The organism is Ruegeria sp. G7 (genome assembly GCF_056535465.1).
Window position 1 is genome coordinate 414,850 of the sequence record NZ_JBQFIL010000002.1, and the last position, 24,921, is coordinate 439,770.

Genomic DNA, 24,921 nt, shown 5'->3' on the forward strand with positions numbered 1-24,921 from the left:
CGACCGATTTATTTCAAGCCTAAAGCTTTTAGGCGCAGAATGGTTCGTTTTTTGGACAAACGAATACACGAACCTTGTGCACACTCGTCCAAACGCAGCACATGCAGGGAGGATGTGAATGTCGGCGGGCACAGCAAAACGCAAATCGGTTGCGGTGATCGGAGGCGGTGTCAGCGGTTTGGCCGCGGCCAAGGCCTTTGCTGAACGGGGCCATGACGTCACCGGATTTGAACGCAGCCATGACTTTGGCGGCGTATGGGAATTGTCGCGCTCTTACCCGGATGTGCAGACGCAATCGCCCAAGGATCTGTATTGCTATACCGACCACCCGATGCCGCAGGACTATCCCGAATGGCCCAAGGGCCCGCAAGTGCATGACTACCTGCTGTCCTACGCGCAAAAGCACGATCTGGCGCGGTTGTTTCGCCTGAACACCAACATCAAGGCGATGGAGCGGCGCAGCGACGGGCAACCCGGCTGGACGCTGACGGTTGAGGCCGACGGCGCGGAACAGAGCGAGGATTTTGACTTTGTCGCGGTCTGTACCGGTCAGTTTTCGGAAAAGAACATCATCTCTCATCCCGGTCAGGAGGCTTTCCAAGAACGCGGCGGGCAGGTGATGCATTCGTCGGAATATACCGATCCCAGCATTGTGCAGGGCAAGGATGTCGTCGTTCTGGGGGGCTCGAAATCAGCGACGGATATTGCAGTGAACGCCACAAAGAACGGCGCGAAATCCGTGCGGCTGGTCTATCGCGAGAACGTCTGGCGCATCCCGTATTTCGTGGGCGGGATCAACTTCAAGCACCTGCTTTACATGCGCGCGCAGGAACAGCAGTTCAACCAATGGGGAAAATCCCCGGCGCAGCGCGCGATTGCTGCGCTGCTCAAACCGCTGGTCTGGGCAAATTTCCGCGGGCTTGAAACCATGCTGAAACTGCAGCTGGGTCTGAAAAAGCACAATATGGTGCCTGATATTCCGATCGAAAAGGATGTCTCGTGTTCCGTTCCCATCGTCACGCCCGGTTTCTTCGAGGCGCTGAATGCGGGTCAGTTGCAGACCACCATCGGATCGTTCGACAGCTATACCGAGGACGGGCTGAAGCTGACCACGGGCGAGGTCGTGCCCTGCGACGTCGCCGTTCTGGCCGTGGGGTGGAAACTGGGCGTGCCCTATCTGCCGCAGACCTATCAGGACAAGCTGATCGAGGCCGACGGCCAGTACCGCGTCTATCGCCTGTCGGTGAATCCAGATCTGCCGGATATGGGATTTGTCGGCTTCAACTCCAGCTTCTGCACCATCCTGTCGGCTGAAATGATCGCCAACTGGCTGGTGCGCTATGCTGATGGGCAGTTGGCCAATCAGCCTTCGGAGGCGGAGATGACCGAGAACATCGAGATGATGCTGAATTGGCGGCGGAACGAGCGCCCGGCGGCGCAGATCTATGGCGGGCTGTGCTCGGCGCCATTCCATTTCAAGCATTTCGACGAATTGCTGGCCGATATCGGGGCTGCGAAGACCAAACGCAGCAACCCGCTGGCCGAACAGTTTCGGTACCCGGATGCGGCGGCTTATGGTGAATTCCTTGCCTCGGCCCCGCAATACACAGCAACCTGACGGCATAACCCAAGGAGGACCCGATGAAAGATCTGGAAAAAGGCATCACCAAAAACGGTGTCGGCTACAAGGAAACGACGTGGAACATTCTGGGGCAGGTCTATTACCCCAAGGCAGTCTGCGAGACCACATTTGCGTTCGAGACCAACTCGAACCCCGGCGATTTTGTGCCCGTCCACATCCACCCAACGCAGGACGAGTTCATCCTTGTGCAAGAGGGCGAGCTGGACCTGAAACTGGATGGCGTCTGGACCAAGGCCTATGCCGGTGATCTGGTGCGGATGCCGCGCGGCATCCCGCATGGCTATTTCAACAAATCCGACAAACCGGCGCGTGCGCTGTTCTGGGTCTCGCCCATGGGCAAGCTGAAGGACCTGTTCGAGGAATTGCACGAACTGACTGATGTCGAGCAGGTGGTGAAAATCTCGGCCGAGCACGAGGTCGACTTTCTGCCGCCCGAAGCAAACGAATAAGACCGGTATCCGGCGGCGTCCCTGCCGCCGGGACTTTCCAAGGCTCACATTTACTTCAAGCTTAAAATTTTAGACTTGAAGTAAATGCAGGTCCGACCTAGGCTTTCAATCAAACGCTATTCTGATCAGGAGGGCACAATGCGCGTCGCTTGTCTGGGAGGGGGCCCCGCAGGGCTTTACTTTGCCATATCGCTGAAGCTGCGCCAGCCCGATGCCGAGGTGGTGGTGATCGAGCGCAACAAGCCCGACGACACATTCGGCTGGGGCGTGGTTCTGTCTGACGAAACGCTGGACAATCTGGCCGCAAACGATCCCGTCAGCGCCGCCGCCATCCGCGATCACTTTGCCTATTGGGACGATATCGCGGTGCATTACAGGGGCGAAAAGATCGTCTCGACCGGGCATGGTTTTTGCGGCATCGGGCGCAAACAACTGCTGCTGCTGTTGCAGGCCCGCGCGCGCGAGTTGGGCGTTGATCTGCAGTTCGAAACCGAAGCCGCCAGCGCCACGGACTATGCCAAGGAATACGACATCGTCGTTGCCTCGGACGGGCTGAATTCAAAAACCCGCACGGAACTGGCGGCGCATTTCAAACCCGATATCGACATGCGCGCCTGCAAATTCGTCTGGCTCGGCACGCATCAGAAATTCGACGACGCCTTTACCTTTATCTTCAAGGAAACCGACAAGGGCTGGCTGTGGGTACACGCCTATCAGTTCGACGATGACACCGCGACCTTCATCGTCGAGACCGATCAGGCCACATGGGACGCCTACGGCTTCGGCGACATGAGCCAGCAGGAAAGCATCGCCGTCTGCGAAGAGATTTTTGCCGAATATCTGGATGGTCACAGCCTGATGACCAATGCCAACCATATCCGAGGCTCGGCCTGGCTGAGTTTCCCCCGCGTGCTGTGCGAGAACTGGAGTCACGAGAACATCGTGCTGATGGGCGACGCCTCGGCCTCGGCACATTTCTCAATCGGTTCGGGCAGCAAACTGGCGCTGGAGAGCGCGATCGCGCTGGCGGAATATGTTGACACCATGCCCCTGCCCGACGCGCTGACGCGCTATCAGGAGGATCGGCGGCTGGAAGTGCTGCGCCTGCAGTCGGCGGCCCGTAACTCTCTGGAATGGTTCGAGGATGTGGGGCGGTATTTGAATCTTGATCCGGTGCAGTTCAACTATTCGCTGCTGACACGCTCGCAGCGGATCAGCCACGAAAACCTACGCCTGCGTGATCCCGAATGGTTGGAAGGGGCCGAACGCTGGTTTCAGACGCGCGCAGGTGGGCCCGAGACACCGGTACGCGCGCCCATGTTCGCGCCCTACCGGCTGCGGGGGATGGATCTGACCAACCGTGTCGTCGTCTCACCCATGGCCCAATACAAGGCTGTCCACGGCTGTCCCACCGACTGGCATTTCGTCCACTATGCCGAGCGCGCCAAGGGCGGGGCCGGGCTGGTCTACACCGAGATGACCTGCGTCTCGCCCGAAGGCCGTATCACGCCGGGTTGCCCCGGCCTCTACGCGCCCGAGCATGAAGCCGCCTGGGCCCGGCTGAGCGATTTCGTCCATACCGAGACGCAGGCCAAGATTTGCTGCCAGATCGGCCATTCCGGGCGCAAGGGCTCGACCCAGCTGGGGTGGGAGGAGATGGACGCGCCCCTGCCGCATGACAACTGGGATCTGGTCTCGGCCTCGGCGATCCCATGGTCGGACCGCAACGCCACCCCGCGCGAGATCACGCGGGCCGAGATGGATGCGATCCGCGACCAGTTCACGCAGGCCGCGCGGATGGCCGACCGCGCCGGGTTCGACATGATCGAACTGCACGCGGCACACGGGTATCTGATCTCGTCCTTTATCTCTCCGCTGTCGAATATCCGCAGTGATGAATATGGCGGAAGCCTCGAAAACCGCCTGCGCTATCCGCTTGAGGTGTTCCGCGCCATGCGGGCCGTCTGGCCCAACGACAAACCTATGTCGGTGCGTATCTCGGCCAATGACTGGACTGGCGATGATGGCGTGACACCCGAAGAGGCGGTTCTGATCGCGCAGGCATTTTCCGAGGCCGGGGTGGATATCATCGACGTGTCCGCAGGTCAGACCTCGACCCGGGCCAAACCGGTCTATGGCCGCATGTTCCAGACGCCGTTCTCGGACCGTATCCGCAACGAGGCCAGTCTTGCCACCATGGCGGTTGGCAACATCTATGAGCCAGATCATGTGAATTCGATCCTGATGGCCGGGCGCGCCGATCTGGTCTGCCTTGCCCGTCCGCATCTGGCCGATCCCTATTGGACGCTGCACGCCGGAACGCAGATCGGGGACCGCCACGCAGACTGGCCCCTGCCCTATGAGGCAGGCCGCGATCAATTGTGGCGCAATGCCGACCGCGAGGCGGAGGCCATTCGCGCATGACCCTGCAAGCCAAACATATCGTGATCAGCGGCGGCGGCAGCGGGGTCGGGGCCGAACTGGCGCAGGCCTTCGCGGATGCAGGCGGCAAGGTCACCATACTGGGCCGCAGGCTGAGCGCATTGCAAGAGGTTACGGATGCAACCGGTGCCCTGCCCTTGCGCTGCGATGTGACCGACGGCGAGGCGGTCCGCGCCGCCATCGACAAGGCCCGCGCCATTCACGGCCCCGTTTCAGTGGCCATCGCCAATGCGGGGGCCGCGCCCTCGGCCCCGTTCCACAAGATTTCGGCGCAGGAGTTCGACGCGACGCTGGCGGTCAATCTGGGCGGGGTGTTCCATCTGTGGCAGGCCTGTCTGGCGGACATGAAAGCGGCAGGTTGGGGGCGGTTGATTGCGGTGGCTTCGACCGCGGGCCTCAAAGGCTATGGCTATGTCAGCCATTACTGCGCGGCAAAGCATGGGGTCGTGGGCCTGACGCGAGCCTTGGCGCATGAACTTGGTCGCTCGGGCGTCACGGCCAATGCGATCTGCCCCGGATTTATCGACACGCCGCTACTGCAGCGCTCACTGGACGCGATTACCGAGAAAACCGGCATGTCCAACAACCAAGCGGCCAAAACCATTCTGGCCGGCAACCCGCAAGGTCGCTTTGTCTCCACGCAAGAGGTCGCAGGCGCGACGCTCTGGCTCTGCTCGGACGCGGCCGCATCCGTGAACGGGCATGCCATGGCCCTATCGGGAGGTGAGATTTGACCAACACGCCCGCCTCAAAAGAACGCCTGCGGCTATGGCTGCGCCTGATCAAGACCCAGCGCCGGATCGAGGCCGAGCTGCGCGAGCGCCTGCGCACCAGCTTCAACACCACCCTGCCCCGGTTTGACGTGATGTCCGCGCTGTATCGCAATCAGGACGGGCTGAAGATGTCGGAACTGTCGCGGATGCTGATGGTGTCGAACGGCAATGTCACCGGGATCGTCGACCGGCTGTGCGATGACGGGCTGATGCAGCGCGAAACGGTACCGGGCGACCGGCGCGCCAACCGGGTGCGCCTGACCACGGCGGGGGTGGATGAGTTTCTGAAACAGGCGGCGGCGCATGAAAGCTGGGTCAGTGAGCTGCTGGGTGGCCTGGATGCGCAGACCAGCGCCCAGATCGGGCTGCTGCTGAACGGCGCGCTGCCTGATGCCGGGGAAGGGGCACAAGATGACTGAAACACCAAAGCACTTTCTGCTGAATTGCGAGAACCGGATCGCCACGATCTGCCTGGACCGCCCCGACCGCAAGAACCCGCTGACTTTCGACAGCTATGCCGAGCTGCGCGACTGGTTCCGCTCCCTGCCCTATCGCGACGATGTGGATGTGGTGGTCTTTGGCTCGAACGGTGGTAATTTCTGCTCGGGCGGCGACGTGCATGACATCATCGGCCCGCTGACCCGGATGAGCATGAAGGAATTGCTGGCCTTTACCCGCATGACCGGCGATCTGGTCAAGGCCATCGTGAATTGCGGCAAGCCGGTGATTGCCGCCATTGACGGCGTCTGCGTCGGCGCAGGTGCGATCATCGCCATGTGTTCCGATCTGCGCATCGCCACGCCCGAGGCCAAGACCGCATTCCTGTTCACCCGCGTCGGGCTGGCGGGCTGCGACATGGGGGCCTGCGCGATCCTGCCCCGGATCATCGGACAGGGCCGCGCGGCGGAACTGCTTTATACCGGGCGATCCATGTCGGCCGAGGAAGGGGCGGCCTGGGGGTTCTTCAACCGCGTCGTGCCAGCATCCGATCTGGCCGATGCCGCGCAAGAGATGGCCGCGCGCATCGCCGCAGGGCCGAATTTCGCCCATATGATGACCAAGACCATGCTGGCGCAGGAATGGTCCATGTCCATCGAACAGGCCATCGAGGCCGAGGCGCAGGCCCAGGCGATCTGTATGCAGACCGGCGATTTCAAACGCGCCTATGACGCGTTCGTCGCCAAGGGAAAACCGGTGTTCGAGGGCGATTGATGTCAGATCAGAGCTTCCTCAGCTGGCCGTTCTTCGACGATCACCACCGCGCGCACGCCGCAGCACTGGACCGCTGGGCCGACGATGCGCTGGCGCAGATCGACCATAGCGACACGGATGCCACCTGCCGCACACTGGTCAGGGCGCTGGGGCAGGATGGCTGGTTGCAGCCCACTGCCGCCATGGGAGACGAGGGGCTGGATGTACGGACCCTGTGCCTCAGCCGCGAGATATTGGCGCGTCATGACGGGCTGGCCGATTTCGCCTTTGCGATGCAGGGGCTGGGGACCGGTGCGATCTCGCTGTTTGGCTCGGCCCGGCAGCAACAGGAATGGCTGCCGCTGACGCGCAGCGGTCAGGCGATCTCGGCCTTTGCCCTGACCGAGCCGCAATCGGGTTCAGATGTCGCCAACTCGACCATGACCGCCACCGAGGATGGCGACGCCTACGTGCTGAATGGCGAGAAGACGTGGATTTCGAATGGCGGCATTGCGGATGTCTACACCCTCTTTGCCCGTACCGGAGAGGCTCCCGGTGCGCGCGGGCTCAGCGCCTTTGTGGTCACGCCTGAAATGCCGGGGTTCGAGGTGGTTGAACGGCTGCACACCATCGCCCCGCACCCGCTGGCAACTCTGCGCTTTACTGATATGCGCGTGCCGAAATCGGCGATGATCGGCGCGCCCGGCCAGGGGTTTCGCATCGCCATGTCGGTGCTGGACGTGTTCCGCTCAACCGTCGCGGCGGCGGCGCTTGGCTTTGCCCGCCGCGCGCTGGACGAGGCGCTCGCGCGCGTGACCACGCGGCACATACAGAACGCGCCACTGTTCGATCTGCAGATGGTGCAAGGCCATGTGGCCGACATGGCGCTGGATATCGACGCCAGCGCCCTGCTGATTTATCGCGCCGCATGGACCAAGGACAGCGGCGCACCGCGTGTGACGCGCGAGGCGGCGATGGCCAAGCTGTTTTCAACCGATCAAGCACAGAAGGTGATCGACCGGGCGGTGCAACTGCATGGCGGCGACGGTGTCCGGACCGGTAGTAAGGTTGAGGAACTGTACCGCGATATCAGGGCCTTGCGCATCTACGAAGGGGCCTCGGACGTGCAACGGGTGGTGATCGCGCGGCAGACGCTTGGGCAATATCAGGGAGGAGACTGATGGCGCAGTATACCGGACATATCGACACGTTCGCGCGGGATAACCTGCCAGCCCCTGAGGCGCAGCCTGATTTCCTGCTGGACAGGTTCGACTATCCCGCCAAGCTGAACGCCGCAGTCGAGCTGACGGATCGGATGGTCGAACGCGGTTTTGGCGATCACACCGCGCTGATCGGCAACGGGCGGCAGCGCACCTATAAAGAGCTCAGCGACTGGACCAACCGGCTGTCCCATGTACTGGTCGAGGATCTGGGCGTGAAACCCGGCAACCGGGTGTTGATCCGGTCGGCCAACAACCCGGCCATGGTCGCCTGCTGGCTGGCGGCGACCAAGGCGGGCGCGGTGGTGGTCAACACCATGCCTATGCTGCGCGCCGGGGAGTTGACGCAGATCGTCGACAAGGCCCAGATCACCCATGCGCTGTGCGACACCCGGCTGATGGATGAGCTGACGAAATGCGCCAAGTCCTCGAAACACCTGAAATCGGTCGTGGGCTTTGACGGCACCTCGAACCACGACGCCGAACTGGATCGTCTGGCGCTGGAAAAACCGGTGCGCTTCGACGCGGTTGAAACGGCGCAGGACGATGTGGCCTTGCTGGGCTTCACCTCGGGCACGACAGGCAATCCCAAGGCCACCATGCACTATCACCGTGACCTGCTGATTATCGCGGATGGCTATGCCAAAGAGGTGCTGGGGGTCACGCCCGAGGATGTGTTCGTGGGCTCTCCGCCGCTGGCCTTTACTTTTGGGCTGGGCGGGCTGGCGATTTTTCCGCTGCGCTTCGGCGCGGCGGCGACCTTGCTGGAAACCGCCACGCCGCCCAACATGATCGACATCATCGAGAAATACAAAGCCACCGTCTGCTTCACCGCCCCCACCGCCTATCGCGTGATGATGCGCGCGATGGAGGACGGGGCCGACCTGTCCAGCCTGCGCGCCGCCGTCTCGGCGGGTGAGACTCTGCCCGCGCCAGTTTACGAGGAATGGATCGAAAAGACCGGGAAACCGATGCTCGATGGGATCGGTGCGACCGAGATGTTGCATATCTTCGTGTCGAACCGGTTCGACGACCACAAACCGGCCTGCACCGGCAAGCCCGTTACCGGGTACCAGGTGCGCATTCTGGACGAAACAGGCACCGAATGCCCGCCGGGACAGCCCGGGCGCATGGCCGTGCGCGGCCCGACCGGGTGCCGGTATCTGAACGATGACCGGCAGGCGGGCTATGTGCAAAATGGTTGGAACATCACCGGCGATACCTTTGTGCGCGATGACGAAGGGTACCTGCATTTCGCCGCCCGCAATGACAATATGATCGTCTCGTCCGGCTACAACATCGCCGGACCCGAGGTCGAAGCGGCGCTACTATCCCACCCGGCCGTTGCCGAATGCGGCGTGATCGGCGCGCCCGATGACATGCGCGGCTCGATTGTCGAGGCGCATGTGGTCCTGTCGCCGGGTCATCAGGCCTGCGATGCACTGGCCCAACAGCTTCAGGATCACGTCAAGGCAGTGATTGCGCCCTACAAATACCCGCGCTCGATCGTGTTCATCGACCAATTGCCCAAAACCGCAACGGGCAAGATTCAGCGCTTTCGCCTGCGCCCGGCGGGTTGAGGCGAGCGCATGTTCACCTGCCCCCAGAAAGTCTTGTTCAAGCATTGCGACCCCGCCGGGATCGTCTTTTACCCGCGCTATTTCGAGATGATGAACGATTGTGTCGAGGCGTTCTTTACCCATATCGGCCACCCGTTCGAACAAATCCACGGTTCCGGCGCGGTTCCCACCGTGAATATCGAGGCGCGCTTTCCCGGCCCAGCAGACACGGCGATCACCTGACCCTGAACCTGCAGGTGCTGCGGATCGGGACTTCGAGCCTGAAACTGACCATCGACGCCCGCTGCGCGGACGAGCCCCGCATGAGCTTTGTCGCCACGCTGGTTCACATCGACGATCAGGGCAAACCTGCCCCTTGGCCCGCCGCGATGCGCAGCGCCCTGACCCCCTATCTGAAAGACGAGGACTAAATGGCCCATACTGAGATTTTCCCCGACGGCTGGGCTCCGGCCAAAGGCTATGCCAATGGCGTTCTGGCCCGCGACGGGCAGTTGTTCATCGGTGGCCAAATCGGCTGGAACGCGCAGCAGGTGTTCGAAACCCATGACTTCATCGGCCAGATGGAACAGGCCCTGCGCAATATCGTGGCCGTGGTCGAAAAGGCCGGTGGCCAGATCGAAGATATCACGCGGCTGACATGGTACGTCACCGACAAGCGTGAATATCTGGCCCGTCAGCGCGAGGTCGGTCAGGCCTATCGCCGGGTTCTGGGACGGCATTTCCCGGCGATGACCATGGTTGTCGTCGCGGGATTGATCGAAGATGAAGCTCTGGTTGAAATAGAAGCTACGGCTGTTGTCTCACGTCGAACCGACCGAGGATTGGTATAGCGACGTTGGCCGCACACCGAGAGCTCCGTGCCCAGCTTTGATCTAAAACTCGACGCTTCCGCCATGCAAGAATGATCCAGACTAAACATCTGAGACATAGCTACAGTGGAATGCCGCGCAGGCTCATGAAGCTGACAGTTGTGATCCTCGTGCAGCCCGCTGCGCCGGTGGCAGCGGCTTCTGGGTAAACGGACGGTGCCGACTGGTTCAGAAAAGCGTTGTTAGGCAGAGGGATACGCGTTTGCATTCTCCTACGCAAGCAACACAAGACTACGGTTCAATACGACAAACGCAGATACAAACGCCGCAGCCAGATCAAGATCATGTTTGGGTGGCTCGAGAACCGGCGGCGCTTGGCAACGAGATAAGACCGCTGCCGGAAGGTCTTCCTTTCTGTCATCGCTTTCGCGGCAACCGGCGTCTATGGGCTAGGCGTCCTGACCCTAAGGCGAAACTCAAGACATCACTCTCGATCGGTATCTGCAGTCCCTCACGCAGGCAGTATATTGTGGTTCACCCTGAACAAATTGGAGGGATCATAGGTGCCCTTGATCCTTGAAAGCTTCTCACCGTTTTCGCCATATGCTCCGGCCATGTGGTCCGTTTCGTCTTCGGGCATAAAGTTCACATACGCGCTTCCGCTCGCGTGCGGCTGCATCTGGTCGTAAAGCTTGCGCGCCCAATCAATACACTCGGCATCCTTGCTGGGGTCCTCCCAACGCGTGTGAACATTCATGATGAAGTGAGCAGATCTTTGGGGATAGGCGGTCGAACCCGCCTCAACGCGTGCCATTGCGCCGCCCACATGGGCAATAAAGACTTCACACGCAGGGTCGGGCAGGCTGGATATGGCTTCCAGCAGACCAGAGATTGCGCCCGGAGAAAGCGTCTCGAAGTCATGGCTTTTCCAATAATTCCTGGCCCCTGGTGTCAAAAGCGGGTCAAAAGCAGCCTGCCAGTCTACAAACTTATGGGGTGATATTACATCGGCGATTGGTTCACCTAGCGCGCGCAATACCGCCATGGCTTTTTCACCTTCCGCCATCGGGCCGCTATAGCAAGCTGCAAAGATCAGCACCTCTCGTCCGTGCCACTCAGATGGCAGGAACGGAAGAGGAGGCGCTTTGCGCATCACGCTCCAAACGGTCAGTTCATCCGGAGAGTTGTCGGCAATGGCGGCAAATTCAGCGAGGAGCGTTGGCGCATTTTCTATCGGATGAACGATGAGGCCAGACAGGACGTCGGGTCCCAGCTCATGCAGTTGAAACTCGAATGAAGTCACCACACCAAAGTTTCCACCCCCTCCTCGGATGGCCCAGAAAAGCTCCGGGTGGCTTGTGGGAGAGGCAGTTACAATGGCACCGTCTGCGGTCACGACCTCCGCCGAGAGCAAATTGTCGATCGTCATGCCAAATTTCCGAGTGGTCCATCCGAAGCCACCGCCAATCGTGAGGCCTGCGATGCCCGTGGTCGAATTGATGCCAACGGGAACGGCAAGCGCATGTGCCTGTGTCTCGCGATCCACATCTCCAAGCAGTGCCCCCGGCGCAACCCGAGCCGTCTTGTTGACAGGGTCGACGTGAACCGACCGCATCTGGGAAAGATCGAGCATCACCGTTTCGTCCGCCACCGCGTGCCCTGCAATCTGATGCCCACCTGACCGAACTGACATTACGAGACCGGTGTCTCGTACGAAGTTCACAGCCTTCTGAACATCGCTCGCCCCGAGTGCGCGGATCACGAAACCTGGGTACCGTTCGAACATACTATTCCAAGTTGTTCTTGCATCTTCGTATTCCGGGGTGCCCTTCTGGTAGACCCCGCCGCGCATCGATACATCAAGAGCGTCTAACGCGTCTTGATCCACAGTTGCCGTATTGCCGTCGAGTGTTTTCAGGTCAAACATGCATAAGCCTCCCTATTGTCAGGTTAGGCTTCTTGCAGGGCTGCCTCGGGTAGTGTTGTTTCCTTCACGTTGCGCCGCAAAGGTCTTCCATTGATCTGGTATATTAAGCCTGATGCTCAGGCGAAGACTGCCGGATCTATCCGATCCACCGGCGTTATGACATCGGCAGGAATATTCAGGCGTTCTGCCGCCTTTCTGAGGCTTTCCTCATCGGGGGCTTCGTACAGGCAGTATGTTTTTCGCTTGTCCGCGCTGAGGAATGAAAAAATCCACTCGACGCCGACTTCGTCATTGATCTCTTTGATGTGAATTTTGTCTTCGTCGCTGACGTTCAGCTGCTCAGCAAAATTTCTTTCAATTATGTACCTTGGCATAAAGTCCCCCAGAAACAGTTTTATTGCCTCAGCTCGCTACTCCTTCGAGCCTTGACCTTAGGGAAACCATACCTAATTTCTGCGAAATTGCCAACGCTTCCCCTTCCAGTTGAAAGGCCTGTTCTACGTCCATCGGGCGCCCCCTTCGCCGCAATGCAGTTGCATATGCAGCCTTGCTATGCGCAATCCAGGGTGGGCATTTCATGCGGGTGTCAATTTCAATGGCCTTCTGGAACATCACCTCAGCGGCATCCCAGTCTTTCAAAACCGAGCCCAAACTGCCGAGGCGTCGCGCCGCTGCGCCAGTGCATACGGTGGTTGCCCCGGCGGTAATCGTCAGCTCGTCGTACGGGGCCAACAATTCATAGAGCGTCTTGGCATGTTCTCGATGTTCAATGGCCACGCATATGTCGGCCAAATAGGATAATGTCGTTGAATACATGGCGTCGGGTGGAAGATCGAAGCCATTGTCAGCCATTTCATTCAGGATACGTTCGGCAGGTTCCTTATATCCCAGTTCGGCAGCGATGACACCAAAACCAGGCTTCCACGAAATGTCTTCAGGGCTGTCTGTCATCAGCTTCTTGATCACAGGTGCGACCTCGTGTAGCCGGTTTTGCTCGCGGCGGATTGTGAACATCTGAACCCCGAAGACGCCCTCAACATGCTCCCCATGGGTCTTTCGACCGATCTTCACCGCCTCGGTGGCGTGTTTTTCTGCTTGCACAAAATCGCCGTCCATAATTGCAACCATGGCGCGTGCGTGTTTCTGAACCCAATAGAGTTGCAGATGATTGTCCTTTTCCGAAATCTCAGTGAGCAAACCCAGAGAATGGTCCATCAACTCGCGGTCAGCCATCTCGGCACCCACGAACAAGCTCAGAGTACGGTCTCGTCCTTGATCGATACTGCCAAGATTCTCGGCCACAGCATGCATCGCCTCCAGGTTCTCACGCCAATGGTGGGCCTCTCTGCCCTTTCGCGCAACGAATGGGGCTCCAAAATGCATCATCATGACTGAGAACTGTGATTTATAGTCGCCCAGTTTTGCAGCCAGTTCCATGGATTGCTGGCCGAAACGCGCACCTTCAGACAACTGGCCGACAAACATATGCGCGCGCGCAAGTTGGCTCATCAATCTGCACCGACGGACCTCATCATCATCGGGCAAATCTTTCAGCGCAGTACCGCATAGTTCGATTGCCTCACTGTGCCTTTCGCTGGACATCATACATGAGTCAGCAAAGTGGTTGGCGGCGTCAGCGGCCAGCTCGATGTTGTGCATCGCCCGGGCCGCGTCGGAAGCCTCTTTCAGAACTGCGATGCCCTCGGGCAATTGGCCGAGGCTGTCATGGCTGCGGCCTACCAAAATCTTACCTTTGATCAGCTCTGAATTGGAGTCTGAACCGAGATTTTCGGCAGCGCGTAAAGTCTCTTGGGCGTTCGTCATAGCTTCTTGGCTTGCAGATCGCGCCAACGCCATTTCTGTCGCAATTTGCCATTTTTCAAACGCAGCCCTCCAATCCTCTGCCTCGGATAGATGGCGCGCGACGAGTTCAGGGCGACGCTCGATCTCAGATGACCTTATCCGCATCAAAGCACGCGCCACGTCTGCGTGTTGTCGTCTTCGGGTCGAACTCAGCATGGATTGATAGGCGGTATCGCGAATAAGAGCATGGCGGAAAACGAAATGCCCGCGATTGTGTCCGCTTTCAAAAATCAACCCTGTTCGAGAAAGCTCTTCGAGGCATTTGTCGACATCAGACTCTTCAAGGCCCTTCGCGGCAGATAATATGTTAGGCTCAAACTCCCGGCCAATTACCGATCCTGTAAGAGCGACCTGTTTTGCCTCTGGCGAAACTGCGTCCAGCCGCGCCATCAACGCGCCTTTCAATGACGAAGGTATATGGCCGTGCCCCTGCTCGCCGGATTCGACAATGGCTCGGGTCACTTCTTCCACGAACAGTGGAACGCCATCGGTTTTTTCAATTATTCTAGAGATCAGAGCTTCGTCAGGTTTCTTGCCCGTAATGTTTTCGACAAGGTTTGAGACATGCGCGGAATCAAATCGGCGCAAAACCAGAGACTGTACGTGTGTGTCCCCATCATCACGGGCCATTTCCCACCCGGGCCTGTGGGTTATCAAGATCATCAGAGGAAGATCGGTGCATATCGACTTAAACCGCTCCAACAAGGCTTGGGTGGAAGGATCGATCCAATGAGCATCTTCTGCGCACAAAACAACCGGGCGCACACCTGATCGCACCTGCACTGTGTGGATCAGTGTTTGGATTGTTGTATCGCGCTGCTCCTGCGGTGACATCTCAAGCACCTTCTGGGCCAGCGCACTACGAGGCGCGACCAAGGCTGCAAATACAGGCAGAACCTGTTCCCAATCCAACCCCGGACGCCCTTCAAGCATCTTTCTGACGTGCTCAAGGATCAGATTGTCGTCAAAGTCCGGCTCAACCCCCGCATCTTGGGATATTCGTTGGGCGACCGGATGAAATGGGCTGCTGCTGAGATAGGGAGAGCAGTTCAGTCTTATGACATCGGCTTGGTCATTTTCGGCGATCTCTGCGAGGAATTCCTCAGTAAGTCGCGATTTTCCGATTCCGGCTTCACCGGATAGCAGTACAACCTCTCCGTGACCATTCTTAGCACGTTGCCATGATTGCAGCAGGATACCCTTTTCGTAATCGCGGCCAATCATGACGCTGTCGACGTCGTCTCGATATGAGGCGCGAAACCGGCTTTCTGCACTGCGTTCCGACACCACTTTCTGCAGAACACGTGGTTCAGCAAACCCCTTTAGCTCTGTTTTTCCAAGGGATTTAAACTCGAATATCCGATGTAAAGCGGTCTCGGTTTCCTCAACCGTCAAAACGACTGAGTTTGGCTCTGCATGTTCTTGGATCCGTGCCGCAAGATTGACGACCGGACCAGTCATGGCCCCTTCCTCATACGTGTTTTCGCCAATGGTATCGCCGACCACTACATCACCGCTCGCGACGCCCAGTCTGACCGACAATCGCTCTCCATCAGGCGTTTTGAGCTCCCTGACGCGACCAACGGCCTCAAGACCGGCTTTGATCGCCCGGATCGCGTGATCTTCGTACGCCCGCGGCCAACCGAAAAACACAAGAAGACCATCGCCCAAGTACTTTGCGACGTAGCCACCATAGCGGCTTACGGCTCCGGCAACGGCATCTTGGTAGTTTTGTAACAATTCCCGCATGTCTTCGGGATCAAAGCGATTGGTAAGTTCGGTTGAGCCGACAAGATCGGCAAACAAAACGGTTACGTGACGCCTCTCTGCGGTAGCCGGTTCACTATGCTTCCGTTTAGGCGGATCATCACTTTGCGCATTGCCTGAAGTGGGCGCTTGAACGCTTTCGAGCGCTTTTTCCTGAGCTAATTGTGACGATGCAGTTGCGTGCCGTTGATCGACTATCTCTTGTATCGCAGCGAGGATGATTTTGCGGTGACCAAGACTTACCCCCAGCTCTCGTAGGTCTTCTCCAGACAATAGTGGCAAAACACGTGTATCAATATCGTTTTCCGCAAAAACATCTGCGTACTGACTCAGGTCGAGATCGTTTAACCACTTATCTATTTCAACCGACATCTTTGGATCATGCGGAGATACGCGTAACTAATCAAGAATACGCTTTCAAACCAGACTGGCATATTCATTGCATAGCGTCAGTGTTCATTGTTCGCCGGGTCACGCAGGGGATGGATCGCAGCTGAAGTTAATGGCCGACCGGCGATGCCCCAGCTTCTTGCGAGCGAGGAGTTTCAGTTGCACTATCCAATCTGGGATAGTCGAGCGAGATATCGACAATGACACGGATTAACCTGGAGCAATTGCGGACCTTCCTAGCCGTCGTGCGGCATGGCGGTGTTCGCAGGGCGGCGACTGCGCTCAGCCTGACCCAACCAGCCGCGACAACTCGGATCAAGAATCTGGAAGACACGCTTGGATGCGAGCTTTTTGAGCGCGAAGCGGGGGGCATGCGATTGACCAAGCGCGGCGAGCTTCTTTTGGTGCACGCAGAGAAGTTTGAGCATCTGACCGATCTGGTTGAAAGGGACGTGATCGATCCTGCCGGCGTCGAGGGTAGGTTGCGGCTTGGCGTCTCCGAGACCATTGCTCAATGCTGGTTGCCGGACTTGGTGTCACGACTGCACAACTGTTACCCTAGGTTGGAGATCGAGTTTAATGTCGATATCTCGGCACATCTGCGTGAAGGCCTGATGAGCCGGGACATCGATCTTGCGATCCTTTTGGGCCCCATTTCTGAACACAAGGTCAACAACATCGAACTGCCGGGTTTTGATCTGGCCTGGTACGCGTCGGGGTCGCGAGGTGATCTGGTAGAAGCTAGCGATTTAAAGCAACCGGTATTGACTTACGCCCGCAACACCCGACCATATCGTGAGTTGAAAGAGATGCTGTTCGAGCGTGTCGGGCCGGATGTCTCGCTGTTCCCGTCCACCTCGTTGTCGGCTTGTTTTCGGCTGGTCGAAGCCGATTTGGGCGTGGCCGTATTGCCGCGGGCCCTAGGTGCAGAGCACGTGGCAGCCGGACGGATTGTCGAATTCGATCCGGGATGGGTGCCATCGCCGCTGCAATTTACAGCCTCGTACCTGGGAGAGCCCAAAAGCCACATGATAGACACTGCAGCGAAGATGGCGCTGGAGGTGGCGAACAGATATCACGGAGATAAAAATTATTGATCAAATGTGACAAAAAATATCAATTTGATTTTATAGTCTCGAATTGTGACCCTCCGGGTAGTCGAGGAGGTACCTGTGACCGGGTCTTACGAATTGCTCAAATCGCGCCCGCTGATCGATCAACGTACAGCGATACGGGCCGGGGATTACCGCGCGCATACTGCCGGGCTTGGGCAGGGCTATCTGCAAGCGAACCTCGCCATCATGCCCGAAGCCTATGCGCTGGATTTCATGCGTTATTGTCAGCGCAACCCCAAACCGTGTCCTTTGACCGGAGTGTCCGATACAGGTAACCCGATGATGTTCACGATGGGCCGGGATATCGACATCCGCACGGATGTTCCGGCCTACAATATCTATCGTGATGGTAAGCTGGCGGACTCGGCCCATGATATCCGGGACATATGGCGCGACGATCTTGTGGCCTTTGCGCTTGGCTGTTCCTTCACCTTCGAACATGCGTTGATACGGGTCGGGATTTCGGTCTGGCATATCGCAAACAACACCACTGTGCCCATGTTTCGGTCCGATATCGACACCGTGCCCGCAGGACCGTTTTCCGGCAAGATGGTGGTGTCGATGCGGGCAATTCCGGAAGACCGGATCGATGAGGTCGTCAGGATTTCCCGGCGCTTCCCGCTGGCTCATGGAGCCCCGATCCATTGGGGCGATCCGGCCGGTATCGGCATCGAAGACGTCTCAAAACCCGAATGGGGTGACCCGGCCCCGGTCGCACCCGGCCAGATTCCGATGTTCTGGGCCTGCGGCGTGACCCCGCAGGTCGCGGTCGAAGCGGCGCGCCTGCCGCTTTGTATCACGCACAAACCCGGGCACATGCTGATCTCGGATGTAGCCGAGGACGCGGAAAACCCGGTTCTGACTTTCGACTGACACAACCAAAAAGTTCAACAAGGAGACTCAGATGAAACGAATTTCAGCATTCCTTGCCGTCACCACAGCGCTGGCTGCGCCGGCACTGGCCGAAGACCTTTCGGTGGTCGGCAGCTGGTCCGGCCTGCCGCTGCACAAGGAATATGAGGCGCCGTTCTGGAGCGAGACGCTGCCAGCAGCTTCCGGCGGCAACATTACCGTCAACCTGACCACGCATAACCAGATGAACCTTGGGGTGGGCGATGTATTCCGCCTGTTGGGTGATGGTGTCTATGACGTGGCGATGACCGTCGCAGACTATGCCGTTGCCGACGCGCCAGAGCTTGAGGGGCTGGATGTGCCGCTTCTTGCCCTGAACGCAGACGATGCGCGCGCCATGGTCGATGCCGCACGCCCGATGGTGGCGGACATCTATCAGGATCGCTTCAACAGCCATGTTCTGGCCATCGCGCCCTATCCACCGCAGGTGGTTTTCTGCAATGCCAAGGTCTCGGGGCTGGATGATCTGCAGGGCCTCAAGGTGCGCGCCTCGGGCCGAATGACAGCCAAGTTTCTTGAAGCCTTGGGCGCTGAAGGTGTGAATGTCAGCTTCTCCGAAGTGCCCGGTGCGCTGCAGAAAGGTGTTGTGGATTGTGCGGTGACTGGTGCGGGCTCCGGCTATTCCGCAGGTTGGTGGGAAGTGTCCACGCACCTGATGCCGATTCCTCTGGGAGGTTGGGACAGTGTGGTGACCGCCATGAACCTGGACAAATGGAACAGCCTTGATGCCGACACTCAGGCGTTGATCACTGAACAGGTCGTGGCTGAATTCGAAGACCCGGCATGGGCTAGTGCGCAGGACGCGCTGGTGAACGATATCGCATGTCTCACCGGCAATGGCGATTGCCCTGCGGGCGAGGCGCGCGGCATGACGCTCGTCGATGTTTCGGATGCCGATTTTTCCAAGGCGCGTGAGGTACTGGTGGGCGAGGTTCTGCCTGACTGGGCTGAACGCGCGGGTGGCGACTGGGCAGATCGCTGGAACGCCAGTGTCGGTTCCACCGTTGGTGTGACCATCGCGAACTAAGTGTATTGGGTGGGTGCGCATGCGCCCATCCAGCCCTTGGGTTTTCAACGTCTGGATCTGAACATCGGTGATCCAGCCCGTTATTTGTGAGCCAACAGACAGGTCAGAGGTCCCGCATGGAGCATACGGTTCTTAATAATCTGCGTCGCGTGAACAGGTGGGTTGCCATTCTGACAGGGATCGTTCTGCTGGGATGCGCGTGTACCGTTTTGATGGATATCGTGCTGCGTCAGATCGGATCCTCTTTTGGCGGCACAGATGAAATATCCGGCTATGTCATGGCCATCGCCACTTCGTGGGGCATGGCATTCACGCTGTTAGAGCTGGGGCATGTGCGGATCGATTTTCTGCGCGCTCGCACCGGGCCGCGGACCCGGGCTCTGTTCGACCTTTTTGCGATGACGGTGATGGCAGGAACGGTCACTCTGATCGCTGTCAAATGCTGGCCGGTTCTTGCCCGTTCACTGGCGAATTCCTCGCGGGCAAACACGCCGCTGGAAACACCGCTGGCCTTGGTGCAGGCCCCTTGGTTCGCCGGTTGGGTTTGGTTCGCGATCATGTCGTGGCTGACATTGTTGGTCGCTTTGATCATGGTTGCGAAAGGCCGCTTTGAGCAGTCCGAGGCCGCAATCGGCTGCTTTGGTGAAGAGGAGGCCGTGAAGTGATCACCTATATCTCGATCGGGCTTCTGGGGCTGTTGTCGCTGTCGATTCCGGTCGGCATAGTCCTCTTCCTGCTTGGTTTCGGCGTCGATGCCTTTTTCAGCCCGTTTCCGCTGATCCGGGGATTGGGAAATCAGGTCTGGTCGACATCGAACAACGCAACCCTGATTGCCATTCCTTTCTTTGTCCTTCTGGGCGAGATACTCGTGCGTTCCGGCATCGCCATGCGGACCTATGCTGCGCTTGATCGGTGGGTCAGCTGGCTGCCGGGTGGTCTGGTCCATGCCAATGTCGCCACGGCCACGATGTTTTCGGCCACATCGGGGTCGTCGGTGGCAACTGCCGCCACGGTCGCGACCGTGGCAATGCCGCAGGCCGAAAAACTGGGCTATGATCCCAAGCTGTTCTCGGGCGCTATCGCGGCGGGTGGCACATTGGGCATCATGATCCCGCCTTCGATCAATTTGATCGTCTATGGTTTTCTGACGCAGACCTCTATTCCGCGCCTGTTTCTGGCGGGTCTCGTGCCCGGCCTGGCGCTGGCTTTGGGCTTTATGGCCATCACAATGCTGATTTGCATGATCCGCCCCGGCTTGGGCGGTACCCGGCGCGTGTTTCCCTTTGCCGAAATGCTGCGCGCGCTGCTGCAGCTGATCCCCATCGTCCTGCTGTTCACGATCATCATCGGAACGATCTACAAGGGCTGGGCCACCCCGACCGAAGCCGCTGCTGTCGGCGTCGCCGGGGCGGTGGTGATTGCGGGGTTTTTCGGCGGGATCAGCCTGAAAATGTTCACCGAGAGTATTTTGGGTACGGTCAAGATCACCTCGATGATCATGCTGGTCGTGATCGCGGCTTCTTTCCTAAATTTCACGCTGGCCTCCGCAGGATTGGGGCGTGAGCTGGAAGCCTTCCTTGACGGTTTGGGCCTGTCGCCTCTGGGCACGATTCTTGTTGTGGTGCTGATCTATATCGTGCTGGGGTTCTTTATCGAGACATTGTCGCTGATGGTGGTCACTATCCCCATCATCGTGCCGCTGGTGGTGGCACAGGGCTTTGATCCGATCTGGTTTGGTATCCTGATGATCGTCCTGATTGAAATGGCCCTGATCACGCCGCCTGTGGGCCTCAACCTCTATGTCGTTCAGGGTGCGCGCAAGTCGGGCAAAATGAGCGAGGTGATGCTGGGCAGTATCCCCTATGTGGTCGCGATGCTGATTATGGCGGGTCTATTGATCGCCTTTCCAAGCATCGCACTTTATCTTCCGTCGGTTCTGGGTGGGTGAGACATCATGCAGTTTTTGGTAGGTAAGACAGCGATCCCGGGCCGGATCGATCATCTGATTATTGCCGGTTGGACCGGGCGGGACGCCGCTGCGGTTCAGCATCACATTGATGAACTGGCGGCCATCGGTGTTGCCCCGCCAAGTCAGGTGCCCCTGTTCTATCGGGTCTCAACTGCGCTGCTGACTCAATCTCCTGAAATCGACGTTCTTGGAACCGCCACGTCGGGAGAGGTCGAGCCTTTGCTCATCCGGCAGGACGGCACGCTATATCTGGGGCTCGGCTCGGATCATACGGACCGAGAGCTTGAGGCCGTATCTGTCGCCGCGTCCAAACAGGCCTGCGCGAAGCCGGTCTGCCGGGACCTGTGGCGGTTTGACGAAGTGGAACCCCATCTCGACCAGTTGATCTTGCAATGCGAGGTCGAGGAAGGCGGTAAATGGGTGCTGTATCAGGATGGTCCACTGGCCGCCATCCGACCCTTGCGGGACCTGATAGAAGGGGCTGGGCTGTCCGATGGTCAGGCGATGTTTTGCGGCACACTCGGGGCGATCGGTGGTGTGCGCCCCGCCACCTCCTATCGCATGAGCCTTACCGACCCGGTCAAGGCGCGCGCGCTGGAATTCGAGTACCGCGTCCGATCCCTACCCGTCATTGCCTGAGGAAGTGAATGGAATGCCCGGAGATGTGTCTTCGAAGTGGCCCCGGATTCGGACCGCGGGGTATGACGGGTTCGTCGTCAGCTTTGCCGACAGTCTGAGCGAACCGGCGAACCGGGCAGCGCTTGCGTTTCGGTTTGCCATCGAAAAGGCCAGTTGGACGGGCGTCGAAGAAAGCTCGACCTCGCTGGTGTCCGCCTATCTCAGGTTCGACCCGCTGGAATGCGACCACAGCGCGATGCGCGCGGCGTTGGACAGGTTGCTGGCCGAACAAGACTGGTATGCCGCGGCGCTGCCGACGGGGCGCAGGTTGTGGCGCGTACCGACAGCCTATGGTGGCGATCTGGCACCACAACTGGCTGAAGCCGCCCAAGCGGCAGGCCTCAGCGAGGTAGAGGCGATTGCGTCGATTTCAACAACCCGCGTCCGGGCGCAGACCATCGGTTTCGCTCCGGGCATGCCGTATCTGGGTGAATTGGCCCCCGAATGGAACATCCCACGACAAACCGAGCTGACCGCACAAGTTCCCGCCGGGGGGCTGTGCGTGGCAATCCGTCAACTGGTCTTGTTCCCGGTGGCCACCCCCACCGGGTGGCGTCATATCGGCCAAACCGCGCTGCGCCTGTTTCGACCGGACGCAAATGAGCCATTCCTGTTTCGGCCCGGAGACGAAGTGCTGTTCGAACCGACAAGCCCTGAGACTTTGGAGAGCTTGAGACATGACGAGAATGGTGGCGCAGTCTTTGAGGTCATCCGATGACGCGCACGCTGACCGTCCATCGCATCGGCCCCGGTGCAACCGTTCAGGATCTTGGCAGACCCGGGTATCTGGCCTTTGGTTTGTCGCGTGGCGGTGCTGCGGACCGGTTGGCCTTGGCGGAAGGCGCCGCACTGCTTGGGCAGACGCCGGATCAAGCCGCACTGGAAATGGTCGGAATGGGCGGGGAGTTCGAGGCAAGCGAAGACGTGCGCATTGCGCTGACCGGCGCCCCGATGGCGGCTAATATAGAAGGCGCGCGCATCGCCTGGAATGCAAGTCATCTGTTGCCCAAGGGTGCACGGTTGCAGATCGCTTCGGCGCAAACCGGAACATACGGGTATTTGCATCTGGGCGGAGGGATTTCGGAGCTTCGGCAGTTGGGGTCCTGCAGTGCTCATCTTGCAGGCGGCCTCGGGGGCCATGTGGAAGCGGGCGCTCAGCTTGCAGTTGGTTTGGACAAGAAAACGGAGACAGGTCTGAAACTGCCACTCGAAGACCGGTTTGGCGGCGGGGCCATCCGGATTGTCGCCAGCCTTCAAACAGAGCTGTTTCCGTCTGACGAGCTGGCCCGTTTCGCCGCAACACGCTTTGAACGCGATGCGCGCGGCAACCGGATGGGCGTGCGCCTGATCCCGGATGGTGCGGGTTTCCAAAGCGAGGCAGGCCTGAGTGTCTTGTCCGAGGTGATCGTACCGGGCGACATACAGATCACCGGCGACGGCACGCCTTTTGTGCTACTCAGCGAATGCCAGACGACAGGCGGATATCCTCGGATCGGATCGGTCCTTCCCGCCGACCTGCCACGCGTGGCGCAAGCGCGCCCGGGCGAAAGCCTGCAGTTCTCCTTTGTGTCCCTGGAAGAGGCCGTCGCCATCCAACGGCGCGCCAGGACGGATGAAGAAGCCCTGCGGACACAGCTGACACCATTGGTTCGCGATCCTGGCCTAATCGCCGATTTGTTGTCCTATCAGCTGATCAGCGGCGTCACAGCAGGTCATGACTTGGACGAACAAGCCTGATGACCCGAAGCGCAGATTTTAATGCCAATATGGGCAAGAGTTTTAATACATGGCAGTTAGGCGATGATACTGCATTGCCGAATGTTGTGATGTCAGTCTACAAGCAATGCTGTACCTCAGCGAACGCTGGCATTGCAGGCTGCGGGCACCATATTTTTACCGGTCAGTGAAGGTTGGCTTTGGACCATCCTCGCTCAAGCCACAAGCGCCATAGGTTGAACTCAGAGCCTGAGCCAGAGCCCGTATCGAGTCAAAATTTGACCAACATCATAGCCATCCCAGTTTGCCGGGATTTGCTTGAAGCGGGTAGCTGAGAAGTACATTCTCGGTTTTGTTGATCCCCGACGACACAAAACCGATCCAACTAACTAGGAAATGAGATGTCTGTGCCGACTTCAAGCCTGCGAGTATTAGAAGTCACACCCAACGTGCTGGCATTTTACGATGGGCGGGTCGCCGGCGTCCGCTTGCATTCCAATGAACCTAACTGGTTAGATGACGGTGCCTTTTCGCTTGGATTTGCAAGTTACGCTATTCTCGATCAGGACGAAGCTTTGGTTTACGATACGAGTATTTCTGTCGAGCACGCGCGGGCAATCAGAGACGAACTAGAACGCAGAGGTGCCACCTCTATTCGCGTCGTACTTAGCCACCACCACAAGGACCACGTTGCCGGGACCGAAGTCTTTCGGGATTGCGAAATTATCGCTAGCAAGAAATGCGCACGCGCACTTTTCGAAAACCAAGAAGCCTATGCAAAGTCTTCGCCACCGATTGATAAGCCGGTTATGCCCACCTCGGTTTTTGACGGCGAAATGGAGTTATCGGTCGGTAACATCGGCGTTGAGCTGCGGCCGTTGGACGTGCATAGCTTTGATGGTCTCACCATGTACCTTCCCAAAACGCGATTATTGTTCGCTGGCGATACATTGGAAGACACTGTCACTTACGTGGCCGAACCGGATCGCCTTGAAGTACATTGTGCAGAACTTGAACGCCTGACGACATGGGACATCCAGACTATTCTCCCCAATCATGGTTCGCCCGACCGGATAGTTAGTGGTGGTTACAAACCGTCTTTCGTAAACGCGACCCGAGACTATATTGAGAAATTACTGCGCTGCCAAAATGAACCGAATCTGAGGGCACTCCGGTTGTCAGATTTCATCGCTCGTGACATCGAGCGCGGGACGCTGACATATTTCGAACCTTATGAGCAGGTGCATGAAAGGAATGTGAAGTCTGTCCTGGCAATCTGAAGCCGGACCGGCAGGATGCTGCGCTGGCTCGGACCACCACGAAGAGCCCGCAGCGAGACCAGCAAAAGGCGGCAAACGTCCTTGGAAAAGCACTCTACCTGATTTGCTGTTCTTCACAAAGGCAATCGGCAATCCGTTCGTTACCACTGTCCGTTCTTTCGAATCGAGGCC

General features: G+C 58.6%; 25 protein-coding genes. 21 read left to right on the forward strand and 4 right to left on the reverse strand.

Annotation, left to right across the window (positions count from 1 at the left end; all coding sequences use genetic code 11):
• The first annotated feature begins 118 nt into the window (after positions 1–118).
• The 11 genes from ACR3EN_RS18715 to ACR3EN_RS18765 all read left to right on the forward strand — a co-directional run bounded on the left by ACR3EN_RS18715 (position 119) and on the right by ACR3EN_RS18765 (position 10,127).
• Positions 119–1,618: a flavin-containing monooxygenase gene (locus ACR3EN_RS18715; protein ID WP_480820316.1), complete on the forward strand. Its 1,500-nt coding sequence runs from the start codon at positions 119–121 to the stop codon at positions 1,616–1,618.
• Positions 1,619–1,641: 23 nt separating this feature from the next.
• Complete coding sequence (locus ACR3EN_RS18720; RefSeq protein ID WP_170715180.1) at positions 1,642–2,091, forward strand: cupin domain-containing protein; 450 nt, start codon at positions 1,642–1,644, stop codon at positions 2,089–2,091.
• A 138-nt stretch (positions 2,092–2,229) separates the two neighbouring features.
• On the forward strand, positions 2,230–4,515 hold the full coding sequence (locus ACR3EN_RS18725; RefSeq protein ID WP_480820313.1) for a bifunctional salicylyl-CoA 5-hydroxylase/oxidoreductase: 2,286 nt from the start codon (positions 2,230–2,232) through the stop codon (positions 4,513–4,515).
• Positions 4,512–5,267, forward strand: a complete 756-nt coding sequence (locus ACR3EN_RS18730) for an SDR family NAD(P)-dependent oxidoreductase (protein WP_480820311.1) — start codon at positions 4,512–4,514, stop codon at positions 5,265–5,267. The genes ACR3EN_RS18725 and ACR3EN_RS18730 overlap by 4 nt, the downstream gene beginning before the upstream one ends.
• The gene (locus tag ACR3EN_RS18735) at positions 5,264–5,725 is read left to right on the forward strand and encodes a MarR family winged helix-turn-helix transcriptional regulator (RefSeq protein WP_480532179.1); all 462 of its coding nucleotides are present in this window, start codon (positions 5,264–5,266) and stop codon (positions 5,723–5,725) included. Before ACR3EN_RS18730 ends, ACR3EN_RS18735 begins: the two co-directional genes overlap by 4 nt.
• On the forward strand, positions 5,718–6,518 hold the full coding sequence (locus ACR3EN_RS18740) for an enoyl-CoA hydratase family protein (protein ID WP_480820309.1): 801 nt from the start codon (positions 5,718–5,720) through the stop codon (positions 6,516–6,518). The genes ACR3EN_RS18735 and ACR3EN_RS18740 overlap by 8 nt, the downstream gene beginning before the upstream one ends.
• Positions 6,518–7,678 carry an acyl-CoA dehydrogenase family protein gene (locus ACR3EN_RS18745; protein ID WP_480820307.1) on the forward strand — a complete coding sequence of 387 codons (1,161 nt, stop codon included), beginning with the start codon at positions 6,518–6,520 and terminating at the stop codon, positions 7,676–7,678. Before ACR3EN_RS18740 ends, ACR3EN_RS18745 begins: the two co-directional genes overlap by 1 nt.
• Positions 7,678–9,297: an AMP-binding protein gene (locus ACR3EN_RS18750; protein WP_480820305.1), complete on the forward strand. Its 1,620-nt coding sequence runs from the start codon at positions 7,678–7,680 to the stop codon at positions 9,295–9,297. The genes ACR3EN_RS18745 and ACR3EN_RS18750 overlap by 1 nt, the downstream gene beginning before the upstream one ends.
• A 9-nt stretch (positions 9,298–9,306) precedes the next feature.
• Positions 9,307–9,519 carry an acyl-CoA thioesterase gene (locus tag ACR3EN_RS18755; protein ID WP_480918474.1) on the forward strand — a complete coding sequence of 71 codons (213 nt, stop codon included), beginning with the start codon at positions 9,307–9,309 and terminating at the stop codon, positions 9,517–9,519.
• Between the two features lie 14 nt (positions 9,520–9,533).
• Entirely contained in the window at positions 9,534–9,707 is a 174-nt protein-coding gene (locus ACR3EN_RS18760; protein ID WP_480918475.1) for an acyl-CoA thioesterase family protein, read from the forward strand.
• Positions 9,708–10,127 carry a RidA family protein gene (locus ACR3EN_RS18765; protein ID WP_480820301.1) on the forward strand — a complete coding sequence of 140 codons (420 nt, stop codon included), beginning with the start codon at positions 9,708–9,710 and terminating at the stop codon, positions 10,125–10,127.
• Positions 10,128–10,227: 100 nt separating this feature from the next.
• On the opposite strand, the gene ACR3EN_RS18770 is transcribed toward ACR3EN_RS18765, so the two are convergent.
• The 4 genes from ACR3EN_RS18770 to ACR3EN_RS18785 form a co-directional block, all read right to left on the reverse strand.
• Positions 10,228–10,374: a hypothetical protein gene (locus ACR3EN_RS18770; RefSeq protein ID WP_480843382.1), complete on the reverse strand. Its 147-nt coding sequence runs from the start codon at positions 10,372–10,374 to the stop codon at positions 10,228–10,230.
• A gap of 243 nt (positions 10,375–10,617) precedes the next feature.
• Entirely contained in the window at positions 10,618–12,033 is a 1,416-nt protein-coding gene (locus ACR3EN_RS18775; RefSeq protein ID WP_480870465.1) for an FAD-binding oxidoreductase, read from the reverse strand.
• Between the two features lie 116 nt (positions 12,034–12,149).
• Complete coding sequence (locus ACR3EN_RS18780; protein ID WP_480820297.1) at positions 12,150–12,407, reverse strand: DUF4242 domain-containing protein; 258 nt, start codon at positions 12,405–12,407, stop codon at positions 12,150–12,152.
• A gap of 28 nt (positions 12,408–12,435) precedes the next feature.
• Positions 12,436–16,035 (reverse strand): adenylate/guanylate cyclase domain-containing protein, encoded by a 3,600-nt coding sequence (locus tag ACR3EN_RS18785; RefSeq protein WP_480820295.1) that lies wholly within the window; start codon positions 16,033–16,035, stop codon positions 12,436–12,438.
• A 218-nt stretch (positions 16,036–16,253) separates the two neighbouring features.
• Between ACR3EN_RS18785 and ACR3EN_RS18790 the strand changes: the two genes are divergently transcribed.
• From ACR3EN_RS18790 to ACR3EN_RS18835, 10 genes are all read left to right on the forward strand, one after another.
• Entirely contained in the window at positions 16,254–17,150 is an 897-nt protein-coding gene (locus ACR3EN_RS18790) for a LysR family transcriptional regulator (RefSeq protein ID WP_480820293.1), read from the forward strand.
• A gap of 75 nt (positions 17,151–17,225) precedes the next feature.
• Positions 17,226–18,041, forward strand: a complete 816-nt coding sequence (locus tag ACR3EN_RS18795) for a putative hydro-lyase (RefSeq protein ID WP_480820291.1) — start codon at positions 17,226–17,228, stop codon at positions 18,039–18,041.
• 31 nt (positions 18,042–18,072) lie between these two features.
• Positions 18,073–19,107: a TRAP transporter substrate-binding protein gene (locus ACR3EN_RS18800; protein ID WP_480820289.1), complete on the forward strand. Its 1,035-nt coding sequence runs from the start codon at positions 18,073–18,075 to the stop codon at positions 19,105–19,107.
• Between the two features lie 116 nt (positions 19,108–19,223).
• The gene (locus ACR3EN_RS18805) at positions 19,224–19,772 is read left to right on the forward strand and encodes a TRAP transporter small permease subunit (protein ID WP_480820287.1); all 549 of its coding nucleotides are present in this window, start codon (positions 19,224–19,226) and stop codon (positions 19,770–19,772) included.
• Complete coding sequence (locus ACR3EN_RS18810; protein ID WP_480820285.1) at positions 19,769–21,055, forward strand: TRAP transporter large permease; 1,287 nt, start codon at positions 19,769–19,771, stop codon at positions 21,053–21,055. The genes ACR3EN_RS18805 and ACR3EN_RS18810 overlap by 4 nt, the downstream gene beginning before the upstream one ends.
• A gap of 6 nt (positions 21,056–21,061) precedes the next feature.
• A complete protein-coding gene (locus tag ACR3EN_RS18815; RefSeq protein WP_480820283.1) occupies positions 21,062–21,715 on the forward strand; it encodes a DUF2848 domain-containing protein in 654 nt (217 codons plus the stop codon).
• A gap of 13 nt (positions 21,716–21,728) precedes the next feature.
• Positions 21,729–22,472 carry a 5-oxoprolinase subunit B family protein gene (locus ACR3EN_RS18820; RefSeq protein ID WP_480820281.1) on the forward strand — a complete coding sequence of 248 codons (744 nt, stop codon included), beginning with the start codon at positions 21,729–21,731 and terminating at the stop codon, positions 22,470–22,472.
• Positions 22,469–23,491, forward strand: a complete 1,023-nt coding sequence (locus ACR3EN_RS18825; protein ID WP_480820279.1) for a 5-oxoprolinase subunit C family protein — start codon at positions 22,469–22,471, stop codon at positions 23,489–23,491. The genes ACR3EN_RS18820 and ACR3EN_RS18825 overlap by 4 nt, the downstream gene beginning before the upstream one ends.
• On the forward strand, positions 23,491–23,661 hold the full coding sequence (locus ACR3EN_RS18830) for a hypothetical protein (protein WP_480843378.1): 171 nt from the start codon (positions 23,491–23,493) through the stop codon (positions 23,659–23,661). The genes ACR3EN_RS18825 and ACR3EN_RS18830 overlap by 1 nt, the downstream gene beginning before the upstream one ends.
• Before the next feature lie 210 nt (positions 23,662–23,871).
• Positions 23,872–24,750, forward strand: coding sequence for an MBL fold metallo-hydrolase (locus ACR3EN_RS18835; protein ID WP_480820277.1), 879 nt, complete (start codon positions 23,872–23,874; stop codon positions 24,748–24,750).
• Positions 24,751–24,921 lie beyond the last annotated feature (171 nt).

What these genes read in the sequence shown, in the direction of transcription:
- ACR3EN_RS18830 (WP_480843378.1), top strand. Translation starts at nt 23,491, where the DNA reads ATGACCCGAAGCGCAGATTTTAATGCCAATATGGGCAAGAGTTTTAAT.
- ACR3EN_RS18825 (WP_480820279.1), top strand. Translation starts at nt 22,469, where the DNA reads ATGACGCGCACGCTGACCGTCCATCGCATCGGCCCCGGTGCAACCGTT.
- ACR3EN_RS18775 (WP_480870465.1), bottom strand. Translation starts at nt 12,033, where the DNA reads ATGTTTGACCTGAAAACACTCGACGGCAATACGGCAACTGTGGATCAA.
- ACR3EN_RS18800 (WP_480820289.1), top strand. Translation starts at nt 18,073, where the DNA reads ATGAAACGAATTTCAGCATTCCTTGCCGTCACCACAGCGCTGGCTGCG.
- ACR3EN_RS18790 (WP_480820293.1), top strand. Translation starts at nt 16,254, where the DNA reads ATGACACGGATTAACCTGGAGCAATTGCGGACCTTCCTAGCCGTCGTG.
- ACR3EN_RS18780 (WP_480820297.1), bottom strand. Translation starts at nt 12,407, where the DNA reads ATGCCAAGGTACATAATTGAAAGAAATTTTGCTGAGCAGCTGAACGTC.
- ACR3EN_RS18715 (WP_480820316.1), top strand. Translation starts at nt 119, where the DNA reads ATGTCGGCGGGCACAGCAAAACGCAAATCGGTTGCGGTGATCGGAGGC.
- ACR3EN_RS18720 (WP_170715180.1), top strand. Translation starts at nt 1,642, where the DNA reads ATGAAAGATCTGGAAAAAGGCATCACCAAAAACGGTGTCGGCTACAAG.
- ACR3EN_RS18755 (WP_480918474.1), top strand. Translation starts at nt 9,307, where the DNA reads ATGTTCACCTGCCCCCAGAAAGTCTTGTTCAAGCATTGCGACCCCGCC.
- ACR3EN_RS18765 (WP_480820301.1), top strand. Translation starts at nt 9,708, where the DNA reads ATGGCCCATACTGAGATTTTCCCCGACGGCTGGGCTCCGGCCAAAGGC.
- ACR3EN_RS18820 (WP_480820281.1), top strand. Translation starts at nt 21,729, where the DNA reads ATGCCCGGAGATGTGTCTTCGAAGTGGCCCCGGATTCGGACCGCGGGG.
- ACR3EN_RS18805 (WP_480820287.1), top strand. Translation starts at nt 19,224, where the DNA reads ATGGAGCATACGGTTCTTAATAATCTGCGTCGCGTGAACAGGTGGGTT.
- ACR3EN_RS18785 (WP_480820295.1), bottom strand. Translation starts at nt 16,035, where the DNA reads ATGTCGGTTGAAATAGATAAGTGGTTAAACGATCTCGACCTGAGTCAG.
- ACR3EN_RS18750 (WP_480820305.1), top strand. Translation starts at nt 7,678, where the DNA reads ATGGCGCAGTATACCGGACATATCGACACGTTCGCGCGGGATAACCTG.
- ACR3EN_RS18770 (WP_480843382.1), bottom strand. Translation starts at nt 10,374, where the DNA reads ATGCAAACGCGTATCCCTCTGCCTAACAACGCTTTTCTGAACCAGTCG.
- ACR3EN_RS18725 (WP_480820313.1), top strand. Translation starts at nt 2,230, where the DNA reads ATGCGCGTCGCTTGTCTGGGAGGGGGCCCCGCAGGGCTTTACTTTGCC.
- ACR3EN_RS18835 (WP_480820277.1), top strand. Translation starts at nt 23,872, where the DNA reads ATGTCTGTGCCGACTTCAAGCCTGCGAGTATTAGAAGTCACACCCAAC.
- ACR3EN_RS18740 (WP_480820309.1), top strand. Translation starts at nt 5,718, where the DNA reads ATGACTGAAACACCAAAGCACTTTCTGCTGAATTGCGAGAACCGGATC.
- ACR3EN_RS18815 (WP_480820283.1), top strand. Translation starts at nt 21,062, where the DNA reads ATGCAGTTTTTGGTAGGTAAGACAGCGATCCCGGGCCGGATCGATCAT.
- ACR3EN_RS18745 (WP_480820307.1), top strand. Translation starts at nt 6,518, where the DNA reads ATGTCAGATCAGAGCTTCCTCAGCTGGCCGTTCTTCGACGATCACCAC.
- ACR3EN_RS18730 (WP_480820311.1), top strand. Translation starts at nt 4,512, where the DNA reads ATGACCCTGCAAGCCAAACATATCGTGATCAGCGGCGGCGGCAGCGGG.